This window comes from uncultured Abiotrophia sp. (assembly GCF_963520105.1).
Taxonomy (GTDB): Bacteria; Bacillota; Bacilli; order Lactobacillales; family Aerococcaceae; genus Abiotrophia.
Genome location: NZ_CAUQPN010000002.1, coordinates 223,728 through 242,357 on the forward strand (window position 1 = coordinate 223,728; position 18,630 = coordinate 242,357).

General features: G+C 46.6%; 16 protein-coding genes. 13 read left to right on the top strand and 3 right to left on the bottom strand.

All coding sequences use genetic code 11. From position 1 onward, the window contains the following. The first annotated feature begins 45 nt into the window (after positions 1 to 45). From tkt to RWO08_RS04300, 9 genes are all read left to right on the top strand, one after another. A complete protein-coding gene (tkt, locus tag RWO08_RS04260; protein WP_314211293.1) occupies positions 46 to 2,052 on the top strand; it encodes a transketolase in 2,007 nt (668 codons plus the stop codon). A 165-nt stretch (positions 2,053 to 2,217) separates the two neighbouring features. Further along, positions 2,218 to 2,850 carry a sugar O-acetyltransferase gene (locus RWO08_RS04265; RefSeq protein WP_314211294.1) on the top strand — a complete coding sequence of 211 codons (633 nt, stop codon included), beginning with the start codon at positions 2,218 to 2,220 and terminating at the stop codon, positions 2,848 to 2,850. After that, positions 2,843 to 4,390, top strand: coding sequence for a cardiolipin synthase (cls, locus tag RWO08_RS04270; RefSeq protein ID WP_314211295.1), 1,548 nt, complete (start codon positions 2,843 to 2,845; stop codon positions 4,388 to 4,390). Before RWO08_RS04265 ends, cls begins: the two co-directional genes overlap by 8 nt. A gap of 39 nt (positions 4,391 to 4,429) precedes the next feature. Further along, positions 4,430 to 5,878: a cell division site-positioning protein MapZ family protein gene (locus RWO08_RS04275; protein ID WP_314211296.1), complete on the top strand. Its 1,449-nt coding sequence runs from the start codon at positions 4,430 to 4,432 to the stop codon at positions 5,876 to 5,878. 161 nt (positions 5,879 to 6,039) lie between these two features. Beyond that, the gene (pstC, locus tag RWO08_RS04280) at positions 6,040 to 6,900 is read left to right on the top strand and encodes a phosphate ABC transporter permease subunit PstC (protein ID WP_314211297.1); all 861 of its coding nucleotides are present in this window, start codon (positions 6,040 to 6,042) and stop codon (positions 6,898 to 6,900) included. Then, positions 6,900 to 7,718: a phosphate ABC transporter permease PstA gene (pstA, locus tag RWO08_RS04285; RefSeq protein ID WP_314211298.1), complete on the top strand. Its 819-nt coding sequence runs from the start codon at positions 6,900 to 6,902 to the stop codon at positions 7,716 to 7,718. Before pstC ends, pstA begins: the two co-directional genes overlap by 1 nt. Before the next feature lies 1 nt (position 7,719). Beyond that, the gene (gene pstB / locus RWO08_RS04290; protein ID WP_070756364.1) at positions 7,720 to 8,481 is read left to right on the top strand and encodes a phosphate ABC transporter ATP-binding protein PstB; all 762 of its coding nucleotides are present in this window, start codon (positions 7,720 to 7,722) and stop codon (positions 8,479 to 8,481) included. Between the two features lie 19 nt (positions 8,482 to 8,500). After that, positions 8,501 to 9,157 carry a phosphate signaling complex protein PhoU gene (gene phoU, locus RWO08_RS04295; RefSeq protein WP_291430401.1) on the top strand — a complete coding sequence of 219 codons (657 nt, stop codon included), beginning with the start codon at positions 8,501 to 8,503 and terminating at the stop codon, positions 9,155 to 9,157. A gap of 15 nt (positions 9,158 to 9,172) precedes the next feature. Continuing rightward, on the top strand, positions 9,173 to 10,087 hold the full coding sequence (locus RWO08_RS04300) for a substrate-binding domain-containing protein (protein ID WP_314211299.1): 915 nt from the start codon (positions 9,173 to 9,175) through the stop codon (positions 10,085 to 10,087). Positions 10,088 to 10,351: 264 nt separating this feature from the next. On the opposite strand, the gene RWO08_RS04305 is transcribed toward RWO08_RS04300, so the two are convergent. Further along, the gene (locus tag RWO08_RS04305; RefSeq protein WP_314211300.1) at positions 10,352 to 11,689 is read right to left on the bottom strand and encodes an NAD(P)/FAD-dependent oxidoreductase; all 1,338 of its coding nucleotides are present in this window, start codon (positions 11,687 to 11,689) and stop codon (positions 10,352 to 10,354) included. Positions 11,690 to 11,928: 239 nt separating this feature from the next. Here RWO08_RS04305 and rplM point away from each other — a divergent pair, with 239 nt between their 5' ends. The 3 genes from rplM to lpdA all read left to right on the top strand — a co-directional run bounded on the left by rplM (position 11,929) and on the right by lpdA (position 14,560). Next, positions 11,929 to 12,372, top strand: a complete 444-nt coding sequence (gene rplM, locus RWO08_RS04310; RefSeq protein WP_083316312.1) for a 50S ribosomal protein L13 — start codon at positions 11,929 to 11,931, stop codon at positions 12,370 to 12,372. A gap of 13 nt (positions 12,373 to 12,385) precedes the next feature. Then, entirely contained in the window at positions 12,386 to 12,778 is a 393-nt protein-coding gene (gene rpsI / locus RWO08_RS04315; protein WP_035363993.1) for a 30S ribosomal protein S9, read from the top strand. A gap of 441 nt (positions 12,779 to 13,219) precedes the next feature. Further along, entirely contained in the window at positions 13,220 to 14,560 is a 1,341-nt protein-coding gene (gene lpdA, locus RWO08_RS04320) for a dihydrolipoyl dehydrogenase (protein ID WP_314211301.1), read from the top strand. 13 nt (positions 14,561 to 14,573) lie between these two features. Here lpdA and RWO08_RS04325 read toward each other — a convergent pair whose 3' ends face one another. Further along, positions 14,574 to 15,602 carry an acyltransferase family protein gene (locus RWO08_RS04325; protein WP_314211302.1) on the bottom strand — a complete coding sequence of 343 codons (1,029 nt, stop codon included), beginning with the start codon at positions 15,600 to 15,602 and terminating at the stop codon, positions 14,574 to 14,576. A 10-nt stretch (positions 15,603 to 15,612) separates the two neighbouring features. Then, the gene (locus RWO08_RS04330; RefSeq protein ID WP_314211303.1) at positions 15,613 to 16,194 is read right to left on the bottom strand and encodes a hypothetical protein; all 582 of its coding nucleotides are present in this window, start codon (positions 16,192 to 16,194) and stop codon (positions 15,613 to 15,615) included. A gap of 583 nt (positions 16,195 to 16,777) precedes the next feature. Here RWO08_RS04330 and RWO08_RS04335 point away from each other — a divergent pair. Beyond that, positions 16,778 to 18,403, top strand: coding sequence for a malolactic enzyme (locus RWO08_RS04335; RefSeq protein WP_314211304.1), 1,626 nt, complete (start codon positions 16,778 to 16,780; stop codon positions 18,401 to 18,403). Positions 18,404 to 18,630: the final 227 nt, after the last annotated feature.

Genomic DNA, 18,630 nt, shown 5'->3' on the forward strand with positions numbered 1-18,630 from the left:
TCGTGTTACAATAAAGGCAAGCAACAAAGCAAAGGAGATATGCGCATGTTTAATGAAAAAGACTTACTCGCCGTCAATACCTTACGGACCCTGAGTGTAGACCAAATTGAGGCTGCTAATTCAGGTCACCCAGGTTTACCAATGGGGGCGGCACCGATGGCTTATGCCTTGTGGGCAGGCCACTTGAATGTTAACGCTAAGGATTCTGACTGGCTCAACCGCGACCGTTTTATCCTCAGTGCAGGCCACGGTTCAGCCTTACTATACAGCCTGTTGCATACCGCTGGCTTTGATGTAAGCATTGATGACTTGAAGAACTTCCGCCAATTAGGCAGCAAGACCCCTGGTCACCCAGAAGTGGGTCACACGCATGGGGTAGAAGCGACTTCTGGTCCTTTAGGTCAAGGGATTGCGACAGCTGTCGGCATGGCCATGGCTGAAGCCCACTTAGGCGCGACTTACAACACGCCTGACTTCCCAGTGATCGACCACTACACCTATGCCCTCTGTGGTGACGGGGACTTAATGGAAGGGGTAGCCTATGAAGCCTGCTCCTTAGCCGGTAAGCTCCAATTAGGTAAATTAGTAGTGCTCTACGATTCTAACGATATTTCCTTGGACGGGGACCTATCTCAAGCCTTCGTAGAAAATGTTAAAGACCGTTTTGAAGCACAAGGCTGGCACTATCTCCGCGTGGAAGACGGTAACGACTTGAATGCTATTTCCGCTGCCATTGAAGCAGCTAAGGCTCACACTAGCCAACCAACGATTATCGAAATCAAGACCGTGATCGGCTTCGGTTCTAAGAACGAAGGGACTGCTAAGGTTCACGGGGCACCTTTAGGCTCAGAAGATTGGGCAGCAACCAAGGCTAAATACGGCTGGAACTACCCTGCCTTCACTGTGCCAGAAGAAGCCGCACAACTCTTCGCTGAGAAAGTTCAAGCGCGTGGTGCCAAAGCCAATGAGGCTTGGAACCAGTTATTCGAAGCTTACAAGGCTACTCACCCTGAAAAGGCTGCTGCCTTAGTGGCTGCCTTCCAAGGCAAATTGCCTGAAGGCTATGATGCGGGCCTGAAACTAGTTGGTCCAGAAACAGCGGCTGACGCAAGCCGTAACTCAAGCTTCAAGGCCATTCAAGCCTTAGGCCAAGGCGTGCCTTTCCTATGGGGTGGCTCTGCTGACTTATCTGGTTCTAACAAGACTATGAACAGCCAAGAGCAAGACTTCATGCCTGATAACTACGCAGGCCGCAACATCTGGTTTGGGGTACGTGAATTTGGCATGGCGGCTGCCATGAACGGGGTAGCCCTCCATGGTGGTTCTAAGATTTACGGTGGGACCTTCTTCGTCTTCACTGACTACCTCAAGGCTGCCGTACGTTTGGCTGCTTTATCTCAATTGCCAGTAATCTATGTCATGACACATGACTCAATCGCAGTTGGGGAAGACGGCCCAACCCACGAACCAATTGAACAATTGGCTGCTTTCCGTGCCTTACCTAACCTCAACGTCTTCCGTCCAGCAGACGTTAACGAGACTTATGTTGCTTGGAAGGTTGCGTTAGAAGAACAAACTCGTCCAAGTATGTTAGTCTTAACGCGTCAAAACCTGCCAGTCTTGGCTAATAGCCAGTCCTTGGCAGAAGAAGGCGTACGTAAAGGGGCTTACGTGGTATCTCCAGCTCAAGGTCAAGTGCCTGCTGGTTTACTCCTGGCTTCTGGTTCTGAAGTAGCCTTAGCGGTTGCAGCTCAAGCTAAATTACGTGAAGAACACGGTGTGGATGTATCCGTTGTATCCTTCCCAGCCTTCAACCGCTTCGACGAGCAAGATGCAGCTTACAAGGAATCTGTCTTGCCAAATGCCGTTCGCAACCGTCTGTCTCTTGAAATGGCCTCAACCTTCGGTTGGCAAAAATATGTCGGCTTAGACGGCGTCACGGTGGGGATTGATGGCTTCGGGGCATCAGGTCCAGCTGACCAAGTTATGGCTCAATTCGGCTTCACAGTAGAAAACGTGGTGGCACGTTACTTAGAAGCTTTCGGTAAATAAGCTAAAAAATTAAGAGGGTTGGAAGGTAACTTCCAGCCCTTTTTTCTATGGTGAGAGAGGGGTAAAAGTGTGCATTTAAGCGCACATTTTTGGTATTTAGAGTTGTTTCAAAGGGGCGTCATCGGGTATAATAGAAGGGAGTAGCTTAAGAAGGGGGATACTACTATGCGCGAATATGAACGAATGATTTCTGGGCAAGCTTATGATCCATCAGACATGGAGTTGCGTCAATTGGGCCTCAAGGGGCGGTTGGCAATGGAAGGCTATAACGCCTTGTCGCGGACGGAAAAGGAAGCTCGTTATCAGATTCTCAAAGATACCTTCGCGGCAATTGGCCAGCGTTGTCATATTGAGTCTCCCTTCTATGTGGACTATGGTTGCAATATCTCAGTGGGCGAGTATTTCTATGCCAACTTTGATTGTATTATGTTGGACGTGGCGCCGATTACTATTGGTCGCAATGTCATGTTTGGGCCTCGGGTCAGTCTCTATACGGCGACTCATCCCTTGGATGCTGGGGTCCGCAACCGCGTGATTGAACTGGCTAAGCCCATCACCATTGGCGATGAGTGCTGGCTAGGTGGCAATGTGGTGGTCAATCCTGGCGTGACGATTGGGCCTCGCACGGTCGTGGCTTCAGGTTCGATCGTGACCAAGGACCTACCGGCTGATGTGCTAGCAGCAGGCAACCCAGCCCGTATTATCCGAACCTTAGGTCAGGAGGAGCGCCTGCATTGGGAGGCGGTCGAGGCTGACTACTTTGCTAGCAAGGCAACAGAGGAGGGGGACCGTGATTAAAAAACTCCGCGGTCGTTTTACTACTGGGCGGGCCCTGGTAACGACCCTTCTGATTCTGATTCAGTTAGTCTGGTTTGCCACGGTCTTTCTCAACATCATCGATTACTCCTTGGTACTGGATGCCTTGCTACGGGTCTTTACTGTTATTATGACCTTATACCTGATTCGTAAGAATGAGAACCCGGCCTATCGTATGAGCTGGATTATCTTAATGGGCCTTTTGCCTATCTTCGGTGGGCTCTTCTATGCCCTCTTCGGTAACAAGCGGCCTAGCCGACACATGGCAGCCCAGGTAGCCAATCAGGTGGCCAAAGATTACGGCCAAGCTGTGTCAGGGGCATATCCTCACTTGTTAGAGCAGGACTCCCGGCTGGCCAGCCTCAGCTATTATATAGAACAGACCTCTAATTTACCGGTCTATGGTGACACCCAAGTGGATTACTACGCCGCGGGTGAGTTGGCCTTGGAGCCTCTTTTGGAGGCTTTGCGGTCGGCGGAACGCTATATATTGCTTGAATTTTTCATTATGAATCCAGGCCTCTTCATGGATCAGGTCTTCGAAGTCTTAGCGCAAAAGGCTGACCAAGGCGTGGAGGTTCGGGTGATTTATGATGACTTTGGTTGCTTGACCACCCTGCCTAGTGACTTTGTCGCGCAAATGGAGGCCATTGGTATTAAGTGCCTGCAGTTTAATCCCTTTACGCCGGTGATTTCGCTGGCCGTTAACAACCGTGACCACCGTAAAATTGTGGTCGTCGACGGCAAAGTGGGCTTTACAGGTGGTATGAACCTAGCCGATGAATATATTAATGAAATCGAACGTTTTGGCTATTGGAAGGATAATCTGATTCGTCTGGAGGGGCCGGGTGTTTGGAGTCTGGCCACGCTCTTCCTAGATATGTGGAATGCCTTCTATCCTAAGAAGGACATTAACTATGAAACCTTCAAAGATGACACCCTAGCGGAGCGGGCGTTAACACTAGCCGATCCTTCTCAGGGCTTTGTCCAAGTATATGGCGACACGCCTTTGGACAATGAGCCTCTAGGTGAGAATGTCTATCGTGATATGCTCAATATTGCCCAGGATTATGTCTATATCTATACGCCATATCTGGTTATTTCCTATGAATTGCAGACGGCTATGACCTTGGCGGCAAGACGTGGGGTGGATGTGCGTCTTATGACACCGGGGATTCCGGACAAGAAGATGGTCTTCCGCATGACCCGTTCTTACTATCGTCCCTTGATTGAAGCAGGGGTTAAAATCTATGAATTCAGCCCTGGCTTCCTCCATGCCAAGACCTTTGTGGCAGACGATCGTCTGGCCAGTGTGGGGACCATTAACCTGGACTACCGCTCCCTTTATCTGCACTTTGAGTTGAGCGCTATGTTATACGATCATCCAGTTATTCCAACCATCAAGGCGGACTTCCTGGCCACTCAAGCCCAAGCTCGCCAAATCACCCTGGCAGATACCCGTAATACCTTGACTGGTATGCTATGGGATGCTGTCTTACGGATTGTTGCACCATTTGTATAAAATAAGTCAAAAATTATTGTTGAAGAGGACGGATTTGACATGTCAGACCAAGAACAAGTAAGCAAGCAAGATCCAATTAAACCTTCAGAAGAGCCCGGTCATAGCCCTGCCAGTGACCCAGCGGCCTTGAGAAAACGGGCAACCTGGACAGGCTTGACCCTCTTAGCAGGGACTATAGCAGTGCTAGTGCTGGCCTGGGTGGCTTTCCCTCTTATTCGTGGGGGTTCAAGCCAGAGCATCCAAGCAGCCGAGAGCGCCATTCAGGACCTCTACCTCAGTCCGCAACGAGACTTCTTGGCTCAAGATATCTCGACCAGCAAGTTAGAGGCGGCCAAGTCTAAGGTCCAAGCCTTAGGAGGTTGGTCTGGTTACCGACTTATGCAGGACTACCAAGCAGCAGAAGCCCGTTACCAAGCCATTCAAGCCCTGAGCCAGCTCTATTCTAGCGACCAAGCCCTCATTCAAGGTAACCAAGTCAACCACAAGGCCAAATTAGCTGAGGGTGTGACGGCTGAGACAGTTAAGACCGTGGCTGGCAATGAATCGGTGACTAAGGTAGGTAAGCAAGATGCCCTAGGGCAAGCCATCCAAGAACTGATTGCGGAGGCTGATCAAGTCTTTACTTTGAAAGATAAGGTGACGGCGGCGATTAGCGACTTGTCCTTGGGGACGACCGTCGACCAAGCGACGGTAGATACTAACGTGGCCATTCTTCAGGCCATCGAGCAAGATATCCAAAAGATTGAGGCCCATACCGATGCCCAGGACTTGAGCGACCAACTCAAGGATAAGGCTAAAGACTTCGCCAAGGCAGTAGCTAAAAATGCCACCGACGATAACTTATCCAAGGAAAGCATTGAGGCCCTCTGGTCTTGTGCTAGCCTAGCAGACGGCTTGTCAGGCTCTGCCATTGACCACCGTAAACTAATCAGTCTAACTTTTGACGATGGTCCTAACCCAGAAGTGACAGAGAAGTTATTGGCAGTCTTAGATAAGCACCAGGTGAAGGCTACCTTCTTCATGATGGGGGGCTTCGTCGAGAAGTATCCTGAGATTGCCCGTAAGGTGCGAGATGCCGGCCACCAAATCGGCAACCACACCTATACCCACCCGGACATGGCCAAGGAGTCAGATGAAGGGGTTAAGAAGCAAATTCAATACGCCCAAGAAGCCATTCAAGAAGCGACGGGTGTTACGCCAACCCTCTATCGCCTACCATTCGGGAGTGGGGGTAAGCGTGTAGTAGACCTTCTACAACCTATGACGTCGATTGTCTGGAACGTGGATTCCGAAGACTGGAAGAGCCACGACAAGGACATGATTATCGAGCAGGTCTTGAGCCACTTGCAACCTAAGTCAGTGATCCTCATGCACGATACCCACATCTCAACGGTGGAAGCCATTGATGTCCTCATTCCTATCTTCAAGGAGAAAGGCTATCACTTCGTCATGCCACAGCAGAACGATCTAGGTTATTACTATTACTAAGCCAAAGGACCGGAAGGTAGTTTCCGGTCCTTTTCTTGTGCTGACTTAAGCACAACTTGCTTCGTCCCGCTAGGCAAGCTAGCGCAAGTTTGTGTATAATGGAGAAGAGTTAGCATGTCTAGACCTCGCATATTTGAATTAATACTATAGGAGTTACCACTATGCAACGTGATGTACGTGAGACCGTCATGAAGTATGTCTTCTTGATTTCGGCATTAATCTCGGTCTTATCTATTATCCTGATCTTTTACTTTATTTTCTCCGGCGGTCTGCCCTTTATTCTGCAGCAGGGAATCTGGGAATTTCTGACCGGGACCAACTGGCGGCCAACGGCCAGTCAGCCTGAATTTGGCATTCTGCCCATGATTGTGGGGTCCCTGATTGTCACAGGAGGCGCTATCCTGATTGGGGTGCCCATTGGGGTTTTAACGGCCGTCTATATGGTCTTCTACTGTCCTGAACGTTACTATCGCTATGCCAAGTCGGCTATTAATCTGATGGCAGCCATCCCTTCCATTGTCTATGGCTTCTTCGCCCTCCAAATCTTCGTGCCTTTCTTCCGGATTATGGGCCGGTCGGGCATGAACATGGTGACCGCCTCGCTCCTGCTAGGCATTATGATCCTGCCGACTATTATCGGGTTATCGGAATCAGCCATTCGTAATGTCCCTAAGTCCTATTATCAAGGAGCCATCGGCCTAGGAACCACCCACGAGCGGGCCATCCTGACGGTCGTGGTGCCAGCTGCTAAAAACGGCATTTTGTCAGCCATTATCCTAGGGATTGGCCGGGCCATTGGGGAAACCATGGCCGTCATCCTGGTGGCGGGGAACCAACCAAGGATTCCAACAGAACTCAACCAAGGGGTTCGGACCTTGACGACCAACATCGTCATGGAAATGGCCTATGCAACCGGCCAGCACCGGGAAGCCTTAATCGCCACAGCCGTGGTCCTCTTCGTCTTCATTCTGATTATTAACCTCTTCTTCACCCGGGTTAAAAACAAAGGGGGTAAACGCTAATGTCTAAGCTTACTTGGGTTAAGTGGCTGATCTATGCTTCGGCTGCCTTCACCTTGGGCATGTTAGCCTTCATTGTAGGTTTTATTGTCTGGAACGGGCTTGGCGCCTTAAGGCCTAGCCTCTTCGCCTGGGACTACACGACGGACAACATGTCCTTAACGCCCGCTTTAATTTCGACCTTGATTACGGTCGGCCTGTCGCTGGCTATTGCCACCCCCATTGGTGTCTTTACCGGCTTTTACCTAGTAGAGTACGCTGACCGCAAATCACGCGTAGTCAAAGTCATTCGTCTGGCTACGGACACTTTGGCTGCCGTGCCGTCCATTGTTTATGGCTTGTTCGGGATGCTCTTCTTCGTTATCTACCTGCGCTTCCAGTTTTCGCTCTTGGCCGGGATTCTAACCATTGTCATTATGGTCCTACCCATTATTATTTCGGCAACGGAAGAAGGTCTGCTCCAGGTCGATAATTCCCTGCGTATGGGGAGCTTGGCCTTAGGTGCCGGCAAATTACGGACCATTTTCACCGTTGTCCTGCCTGTGGCTATGCCAGCCATCCTGCAAGGGGTCATTCTGGCCGTCGGGCGGATTGTCGGGGAAACGGCCGCCTTGCTCTTTACCTTAGGGTCGGCTACCGGCCTGCCATCCAGCCTCATGTCCAGTTCTCGGACCCTGTCCCTACACATGTACGTGCTCTCGTCAGAAGGGCTTCACCTTAAGGAAGCCTACGCGACCGGGACCGTCATTATTCTCTTAGTACTAGCAATTAACGGCTTTTCGAGCTACATTGGGCGTCGCTTAAGCCGAGGAGGAAATTAAGATGACTCAGCCATACAAGTTTAATGTTACCAATCTCAATCTCTATTATGGAGATTTTCATGCCCTCAAAAACGTCAATATGCAACTAGAAGACAAGGTCGTGACCAGCTTTATCGGCCCATCAGGTTGCGGCAAGTCCACCTTCCTTAAGACCCTCAACCGCATGCAGGACTTGGTGCCTAGCGCCCGCGTAGAAGGGCTGATTGAGCTGGACGGCAAGAATATCTATAGTAAGAACTATGATGTCACCCAACTGCGTAAGCAAGTGGGCATGGTTTTCCAGCAACCTAACCCTTTCCCTAAGTCCATCTATGACAATATCGCTTACGGGCCACGTACTCACGGCATTAAGGACAGCCAAGTCCTGGATGAAATCGTGGAGAACAGCCTTAAGGGGGCGGCTATCTGGGATATGGTTAAGGACAAGCTCCATTCCAATGCCACTGAATTGTCAGGGGGGCAACAACAACGGATTTGTATCGCCAGAGCCATCGCTAATGACCCTGAAGTCCTACTTATGGACGAGCCGACTTCAGCCCTGGACCCTATTTCGACCAACAAAATCGAAGACTTGATTCAGGAACTCAAGGACCGCTATGCCATCGTGATTGTGACCCACAACATGCAACAGGCAGCCCGCATTTCGGACAAGACGGCCTTCTTCCTATCAGGGGAAGTGGTGGAATTTGGTGACACGGCCCAAATCTTTACCGATCCACACGATCAACGGACCAATGACTACATCTCAGGCCGCTTCGGCTAATCTAGAGGAGGTATGACCTATGCGTAATAACTATGTTCAAGAATTAGAAGCCTTACACAACAAGCTCTTAGGCCTAGGCAAGGCGGCTGAAACTTCAGTCAACAAGGCCACCAAAGCCTATATCGAAAGTGACACCGAGTTAGCTCACGAAGTCTTCAGTGATGACCTGAGAATCAACGCGACAACGGCTGAAATCGAAAAAGATACTCACAAGATTATTGCCTTGCAACAACCTGTAGCCCAAGACTTGCGTATGCTCTTCGCCGTTCTCCATGTCAGCATCGACTTGGAACGGATTGCTGACCATGCAGTTTCCATCGGGACTATTGCCCTGCGCAATCAAGATCACGACGAAGAAAGCCAGACGGTTAAGGGCTACCTAGCCCGCATGGCGCAAGTGGCCGAGAAGATGATTGCGGACGCCTTGGATAGCTACATCACTCGCGACGCTAAAAAGGCCCGTAAGGTGGCTCTCATGGACGAGGAAATTGATGAATTGCTGGAGGCGGTCTACCGCGATACAGCTGAGCGCATGGAGCGTAAACGGGAGTTGATTCCAGCCGGGATTGACTACTTGGGTGTGGCAGGCAGCTTGGAGCGTATTGGCGACTATGTGACCAACATTTGCGAGCGGGTAGTCTTCCTCAATACGGGCGAAATCGTCGAGCTCAACTAGGAGGCTAGTAGGATCATGTTTATGCAAAAGAAATGGGGGAGCCGGCGCCTTAAGTGGGCGCTAGCGACTCTAGTGACTGGGCTTTTAGCCGGCGCCCTTGGGCCATTTGGCGTAGAGGCAGCTGCTGCTAGCTCGGTCAGTGGCCAGCCCATTATTGTGGTCAGCCGGGAAGCGGGATCTGGGACGCGCCAGGCCTTTGTGGAACTGGCTAAAGTAGTCGATGCCCAAGGCGACGACAATATCACCGTGGAAGCCGATGTCCTCAATACGACGGGCGGGGTCCTCCAGGTGGTGGCAGGCAACCCGGCGGCTATTGGCTATATTTCCTTTGGTTCCCTCAATGACAGCATCCAGGCCCTGAGCTTGGATGGGGTGGCGGTCAGCACTGAAGCGGTGCGTGACGGATCCTATCCGCTAGCCCGGCCCTTTAACTTGGCTTGGAAAGAAGAGGGGCTGACCGAGCTGGGTCAAGACTTCATGTCCTTCGTCTTCTCGCGTGAGGGGCAGGCCATGGTGGAAAGCGCCGGCTATATCAGCCCCGGCAGCAAGGCGACTTGGCAGGAGCAGGCGGCCGGCAGCTATGACTACAGTTCGGGTGGCCACAAGGGCCAGCTGAGTTTAGTTGGGTCGACTTCCTTGACGCCGGTCATTGAGAAGCTAGCCGAGCGTTACGAGAAGCTCAATCCTGGCGTTAAGATTAATGTGACCTCCAATGGATCGACAGCCGGATTCACTGCCGCTCTGGATGGCACCGCCGATATCGGCATGCTGTCACGGGAGCTGACTACTAGCGAGGCTAGCCAGGTCGGGCATGCTACCTTTGCCTTGGATGGCATTGTGGTGGTAGTCAACCCGGCTCAGAGTCAGTTGAAAAACCTGACGCTGACCGAATTACAAGCCATTTTCAGTGGCCAGAAAACTCATTGGTAAGATAAAAAGCGGCTAGGACTGGATCCTAGCCGCTTTTTGGTGAGCTAGTGGTCCACTTAGAAGAGTGGACCACTGGCTGAGGCAGAAGCTGTCGAAAAAGGCGCAAATAGGGTGAAAAGTCGTGAGCCAGTGGACCACTTTGAAGAGTGGACCACTGGCTGGGACGGAAACTGCGGAAAATGGCACAATTAGGGTGAAAAGTCGTGAGCTAGTGGCCTACTTTTGAGAGTGGACCACTAGCTCGGGTAGGGGGCTATTAAATCATCAGCCTTGTAGCTCGAAGCTTTTCCAGGCGGCGTATTGGCCGGCGATGGTGCCGGTTACGAAGGCGGCGGTGATGTTGTAGCCACCGGTGTAGCCGTTAATGTCCAGAAACTCGCCACAGAAGAAGAGGCCTTGGGTCAGCTTGGACTCCATGGTCTTAGGATTGACTTCCTTGGTGGAGACGCCGCCCCCAGTCACGAAGCCCTTTTCCAGAGGTTGAGAGCCGGTCGCACTTAGTGGAAAGGTCGTCATGAGCCCCCAGAGCTGGGCAGCCTGGGCATGGGTCAGCTGCTTGAAGGCTGTCTCTGGCGCTACCCCTAATTGCTGGCAGAGGACCAAGGCCAGGCGCTCAGGTACCCACTGCTTGAGCAAGGTAAGCAGCTGTTTGTCGCGGCCGGCCTCAGCTTGGGCGCTCAGTTCAGCCTGCGTCAGGTTAGGCTGGAAGTTGACTGTTAGCAGACAGGATTCCACCTCCGGGTGAGCAAAGAGCCACTGGTTGACGTGGCCGGAACAACGTAGGATGGCCGGGCCTGAAAAGCCAAAGTGGGTGAAAATCATGTCCATTTGGTGGGTAACGATGGCCTTGGCGGAGTTGGCAGGCCCGCCACTAGCTGTTTGGGCTTGGGAAGAGGCAGAAGGAGTTCCCTCCGCATCCCAAACTGTCACTGCCACATCGCGCAGGGAGACGCCTTGTAGGGATTTGTCTACAATGAAGCTATCCTGGCTCAAGAGCGGGGCTTCGGTGGCATAAAGGCGCTCGATGGTGTGGCCGGCAGCCCGGGCCCAGGCGTAGCCATCACCGGTGGCCCCGGTCTTAGGATAGGCGCGGCCACCCACGGCTAGCACCACCGCAGGCGCCAGTACTTCTCGGCCGCTAGCCAGTAGGACACCACGCACCCGGCCGGCTTCCCGGTCCAGGAGTAGGCGCTCAACGGGCGCTTCATACCAGATGGCGACATCTAGGGCATCCAGCTCAGCCAGCAAGGTATCCAGAATGGTCCGGGCTGAATTAGTCACCGGGAACATACGGCCGTGATCCTCTTCCTTGAGGGCGACGCCCCGGGACTGGAAGAAGTCGATAATGTCATCTTGGTCAAATTGATTGAGAGCCGAGTAGAGGAATTTACCGTTGCCGGGAATGTGAGCAATCAGGTCTTGGCGGCTGGTCCGGTTGGTGACGTTACAGCGCCCGCCGCCTGATAGCAGGAGTTTGCGGCCAGGTCGCTTATTCTTCTCCAGGAGGAGGACGCGGGCCCCTTGGCTGGCGGCATTAATGGCGGCCATGAGGCCACTGGAACCGGCACCGACCACGAGGACGTCGAAGCTAGGATGTGTCATGTGAATTCTCCTTATAAAACGTGTTTCAAGTCCCCTTTACTTTACCGTAAGGACGGGCCTAAGTCCACTTTTTCGCTGTTATGCGATTGTAATCTTTTTTGGGGGAGGAATTTGGCAAATACTATTGACTTTTGGGGCAAATCACGTTAATATGGATAACGGTATTGTTTGCCCCACTATGAGCCCCGGAAACTCAATAGTAATGTCAAACAACTAGATTTATATTGGAGGAAACTATCGTGCGTACAACATACATGGCTAAGAAAAACGAAGTTGAACGTAACTGGGTGCTTGTAGACGCAACAGATGTCCCATTGGGTCGTTTGTCTGCTGTAGTGGCATCAATTTTACGTGGTAAAAACAAACCGACTTACACCCCTCACGTTGACACGGGTGACTTTGTCGTAATCGTCAATGCTGATAAGGTAGCCTTGACCGGTAAGAAAGCAACCGACAAGATCTACTACCGTCACACTGGCCACCCAGGTGGTTTGAAACAAATCACTGCTGGTGAATTACGTGAAAAGAACCCAGTTCGTTTGGTAGAACAATCTATCAAAGGGATGTTACCAAGCAACCGCTTAGGTCGTCGTCAATTCACTAAATTACATGTCTACGCTGGTGCTGAGCACAACCATGCTGCTCAACAACCTCAAGCATTGGACATCCAATCATTAATTTAAGGAGGGAACCACATTGTCTAAAGCACAATACTTAGGTACAGGTCGTCGTAAAAACTCTGTTGCTCGTGTACGTTTAGTGCCCGGAACTGGTGTATTCACTGTCAATGGTCGTACATTGGAAGAATACATTCCATTCCCTCACTTACACGAAGTAATCAAACAACCATTCGCAGTGACTGAAACTCTCGGTCAATACGACGTATTGGTGAACGCTAACGGTGGTGGCTTCAACGGCCAATCCGGTGCAATCCGTCACGGTATCGCACGCGCACTCTTAACTGTTGATCCTGACTTCCGTCCAGCCCTGAAAGCTGCAGGTCTCTTGACCCGTGACCCACGTATGGTTGAACGTAAGAAACCAGGTCTTAAGAAAGCTCGTAAAGCTAGCCAATTCTCAAAACGTTAATCAATACGATTATATCAACGTTTACAGACATTCAAGAGATATCTCTTGGATGTCTTTTTATTTCCAGGTACATATTCTTTCTAATAGTAAAATCAGTCTGATTTCTATAGTTTTATCCAAGCTGTAGACACTAGAGTGTTTTTATAACATTTTGAAAAATTATTTAATGATTGTGGGAAATTTGTATTTATCTAGTCTCTGTAAAAATCAGCAAAGTATAAGTAATAACGTTATATCGACTAGAAAATGGCAAACGTTTGCATTATTTGTGAATATTATCACTAATAAAGCATCAATTTTCAGTAAAATTACTTGACTTTCATAAGTATTAGTTTTATAACCAGAGCACAGATAAACGCTTACAAAAAAATCTCCGAGTTTTTGTCCTACTTGAAGTGGTTCGTCTAACAGCCTACTTCCATTCTAGAAAGGAGTATTGTTTTGAGTCAATGTGATATTCTCATTATAGGGGCAGGTCCTGGTGGTTATGTTGCCGCTGAAGAAGCTGCCCGTTTAGGTAAAAAGGTAATTGTCATTGAGAAAAAATCCATAGGTGGCACTTGTTTGAACGTTGGCTGTATCCCATCCAAAGCCTATCTTGAACATGCTCATTGGCTATTAGCTGCTAAAGAAGCCTCTCAGCATGGAGTAACAGTTTTATATGATAATCTTGATTTTCAAAAACTTGTTGCTCGCAAAGATCAAGTCGTAGCAACACTACAGTCTGGTATTCAATCAAGTTTTAAACAATTAGGTATCACCTATATTGAAGGTGAGGCAACTTATATTTCTGATAAAAGCTTCCAAGTTAATGGTGAAAGAGTCTCAGGTAAGTCTGTTATTTTGGCGACGGGGAGTCATCCATTTATTCCTCCTATTCCTGGTATTAACGATGTTAACTATTTGACAACAGATAGCTTTTTCAACTTAAAGGAACTTCCTCAACGTTTGGTTATCATTGGTGGGGGTATTATTTCCGTTGAGTTAGCTTTTGCCATGGCTCCATTTGGTGTGGATGTGACAGTGATAGAGGTTGCGCCAACAATTTTAGCAACTGAAGATGACGAAGCACGTTCCATTTTAAGAGAAAAGATGGAACAACTTGGAATTACCATTCTGGAGGGAGTTAGCATAGATAGGGTTAAAGAAAATGCTGTAATTTTAGCAGATGGCAACTCCTACTCTTATGATAACTTACTTGTAGCAACAGGGCGTAAGCCAAATATTGAGTTAGCCCAAATGATGGGTTTGGAGCTGACTGAAAAAGGCTTTATTAAGGTAGATAGTTATTACGAGTCCTCTCAATCAGGTGTTTATGCGATTGGGGATTTAATTCCTGGATATATGTTAGCTCATGTTGCTAGTAGCGAGGGAATCAAAGCTGTTCGAGCCATTTGTCGTCAGGCTGAGGAACCGGTTGATAATTCAAGTGTTCCACGGTCGCTCTTTACAACGCCAGAGATTGCTTCCTTTGGCTTGTCAGAAGAGGAGGCGGTACAACAAGGATATGATATATCAGTTGGTCAACTTCCTTATGTTTATAATGGTCGAGCCATTGCGTCTAATTCAGCAAAGGGTTTTGTTAAAATTGTGTCCGAAAAACGCTATCACCTGCTATTAGGTGCCGTTATCGTTGGTCCACATGCAACTGATATTCTACAATCCTTGATTGTCTTGAAAGATGCTGAAGGAACACTTGATCAGCTTGATAAGACAATTTTTGCACATCCAACAATTTCTGAGTTGATTCAGGAAGTTGCTAGAAGGAATAACGATATATAAAATTGGGTTATCTCTATTCATTTTTTTCTCCTAAAACTTGAATTCCAAAAGGGAAATTGGTTCCCTTGAATATTCTCACAATAATTTCACAGCCAATAACAGTTAAAAAAGTTGTGAAGGCTGTCGTAACATATCCATTAATGAAAATACCTGTATATTTTGAAGCTAGTTGTGCTACTAATTTTTCAACAAGCACAAGAACAATTGGTGAGTGTACTCCATAGTAAATTAATGTCTTTTTGCCAATGGATTTAAACCACTCCACTTCAGGAATGACTTTAAATAAAGTAATCGTAGCCCAAATTCCTGAAATTGCTGCTATATAAAACAAAAAATGGTTCCCAATTTGCTGGTAGAAAAGGTCTACTTTAAACCCACTCATTTTATCATTTAACAAACCTGTTGTAATACTGATAAATATAGCAATTGGTAAAAATTTAAGTGTTAAAAATCGTTCTATTACATCTATATTTTTTCTTGTTAAAAATCCTAGTAAAACAAAAATAGATGATACAGGAACCAAATCCCAGTTCCAAATTAAATACCAGTTTGCTTCATAAGCTTTCTGACCTATGAAAACTAAGAGCATTAAACAGACGACAACAGCTATTTGAATCTTCACTTCTTGCGCATATTTTAAAACAAAATAGCAGACTATTTCCGATAAAAATAATACATTTAGAAACCATAATTGGAAATAAATATGCAATCTATCTGAAAAAAGTAATTGTGTAGTAAAATGGATTACGTTAAAACTCAAGACTTGGTCGGGATATAAAATAAACAGTTGTACCAAAAATACAAATACATTCATTAAAACAAAAGGTACAACGATTCCTTTAAACTTATTCCAGAAGAAACTACGGAAATTTTTATATTTATCTATCGAAAATGTAAAGCCTGATAAAAAGAAAAATAAAGGAATGTGGAATAGATAAACGATTGTTCTACCCGTTTTCGGGGTAAAGGTTATATGTCCAATAATTACTAAAATAATGGCTAATCCTTTTGCCATATCGATATAACCAATTCTCTTTTGCATTTTATTCTCCTTATTCTTCTTTTAGTTTAAAAATACTCATTTCAGATGTTACTTTCTCAACCTCTTCGAAGTACACATTTTTATTATAATGTTCCTTCATAATTTTAATGACACTATTCATGTTACCCGAATCTTTTGCCCAAAAGAAAATAACATTATCGTTATCAATTGAAGAAGATAATAAATTTTCGGAATCATCAATTTTATAGCTATTTAGTAATTGCTGATAATGAGGAGAAAATGTCTGCCAATTTCCTAGTGTCGTTGTATTAGATACAACTTGATTAGTACGAATTCTGAACGTTGAAAGTGACGGTTGAGAATTTACAAGTGTCCCATATCCTCCAAATACGATTAGTTGGTCTGGATGATTTTTCACAACTTGATAATACTTTGGATTCATTGATTCTTGAATAGTTGGAAACCAATACCATTCTTGATTCATAAATTCTAACCATTTATAACCTATGATTAGAAAAATTCCTTGTACACATAAAAATAAAACTTTCTTTTTAAACCATTTTCTTTTCTCATAGAATACAGGTGAATAAATCAAAAGGTCATAAAAATATTGGAGATCTTTTAAGTTCATAGTAGCACACTTTCTTTAGTTAGGAAAAACCCATCAGTCAAGATCGGGTGATGGTCGAATAAAAAATTTTTATCTGTAGCTATCGATTTGACTATATAGTCTTTTGTAAGTTACAATGCGGGTAAGTCAAGGAATTCAGAGAATAGCTAAGATACTTTCAAAAATGCTTACCATCATAGCTTGCTTATCAATAGGAACTTGTTAAATCTTCATGTGGATACTTGTGTTAGTGAGAGGTTCTCACGCTAATCAGAGACAGATTCAAGGCTATTAGAATTGAATCTTCCTCAGGAGGAATTTTGAAGGTGACAATCCCTTTTTCTAGACGGTGAATGGCTAGTTCTTCCATGGTGTTTCTTTTTAAGCTCTATTTTATACTTATTATAGCACAGAGAGGTGAATGTATGCTAAATAATACGTGGTTTACTTAAAGCGTGGTTTTAGATGTAGAGATATAATCGCGATAAGGAAAAAATGTTGGTTTTCCTCTCTGTCTACTTAGGAAGAGCAAGAAAGGATATCCTAGGATTCTAAAATACACTCTGCTAAAAATTATTATTGTATAAAAAATGGAGGTACCTATATGACGGCACATGATATCTTAAACAACCCTTTCCTTAATAAAGGAACGGCTTTTACCTTGGAGGAACGAAAGGAACTAGGCCTTATTGGTTTATTGCCTCCCTACGTCCAAACTATTGAAGAACAAGCGTCCCAAACATATGCGCAAATGCAAACAAAAGTAAGCGATTTGGAAAAACGTCTTTTCCTAATGGAAATCTTTAATACCAACCGTACCCTTTTCTACTATTTATTTTCTAAACATTTGGAAGAGTTTAATCCAATTGTATATGACCCAACCATTGCGGATACTATTGAAGGCTATAGTGACCTCTTTGTAGATCCCCAATATGCGGGCTATCTTGATATTAATCACCCTGAAAATATTGAAGCTACTTTGAAAAATGCGGCGGGTAATCGAGAAATCCGTCTTATCGTTGTAACAGATGCGGAAGGAATCCTTGGTATTGGTGACTGGGGAACAAATGGGGTAGATATTTCAGTTGGGAAATTGATGGTCTATACTGGAGCAGCAGGGATTGATCCTTCTATGGTGCTTCCTTTAGTCATTGATGCAGGAACGAACCGTGAAGAACTCCGCAATAATCCTAATTACTTAGGAAATCGCCATGAACGGGTCCGTGGGGATCGTTACTATGACTTCATTGACCAATTCGTTCAAACAGCAGAGCGTCTCTTTCCTAAACTCTACCTTCACTGGGAAGACTTCGGTCGCTTAAATGCAGCCAATATTCTTGAGAAATACCGGAAACAAATTCCAACTTTTAACGATGATATTCAAGGCACAGGGATTGTTACCTTGGGCGGTATCTTTGGCTCACTGGATATTAGTGGCGAAAAATTAACAGATCAAATTTATCTCTGCTATGGTGGTGGTACTGCGGGTGCAGGAATTGCCTCTCGTGTTCTTCGTGAAATGGTGAGTGAAGGTCTTTCTGAAGAAGAAGCCTATAAACGTTTCTTTATGGTTGATAAACAAGGTCTTCTCTTTGATGACATGGATGACTTGACACCAGAGCAAAAACCATTTGCTAAGAAACGTGCTGACTTTAGTAACGCAGACAAGTTGACTGACCTACTTGAAGTAGTGAAGACTGTGAAGCCAACAATTCTTGTGGGAACTTCAACTCAACCAAACACCTTCACTAAAGAAATTGTAGAAGCTATGTGTGAAAACACAGAACGTCCAATGATCTTCCCCTTGTCAAATCCAACCAAGTTGGCAGAAGCGAGTGCTAAAGATTTGATCGAATGGTCAGATGGGAAAGCTTTTGTCGCAACAGGAATACCTGCGGGTACGGTTTCTTATAAAGGGGTAGACTATGTGATTGGTCAAGCCAATAATGCCTTGATTTACCCAGGTCTGGGTCTAGGGATGTTAGCCTCTGAAGCAAGCCTTTTGACTGATGAAATGATTGGGGCAGCGGCTCACTCATTGAGTGGGATTGTTAATCCAGGACAACCAGGAGCACCAGTCTTGCCGCCATTCAAGTATGTGGCAGATGTTTCTATTAAAGTAGCAGAAGCAGTGGCTAAAAAAGCGCAAGAGCAAGGACTTGCACGCGCTAAGGAAACAGATATGGCCAAAGCAGTTCGTGATTTGAAGTGGTATCCAGAATATAAATAGTCAATTCTTGCTACCTACCGATAAGAATCGAAGCAGCCTAGCTTAGCAAGGTATTAAAAGGGAGAAATCCAAAATGACGACCTAAAACAGTCCACTATCTTGTTTTACTATTAAAGGTAAAACTAGAAAGCTATATTAAAGAACAGGTTTAAGTAATTCAGAAAGGGGTATATATGTCACTCTTTTTAACCTCGATTACGAGTATCATTCCGATTATCGCTATTATT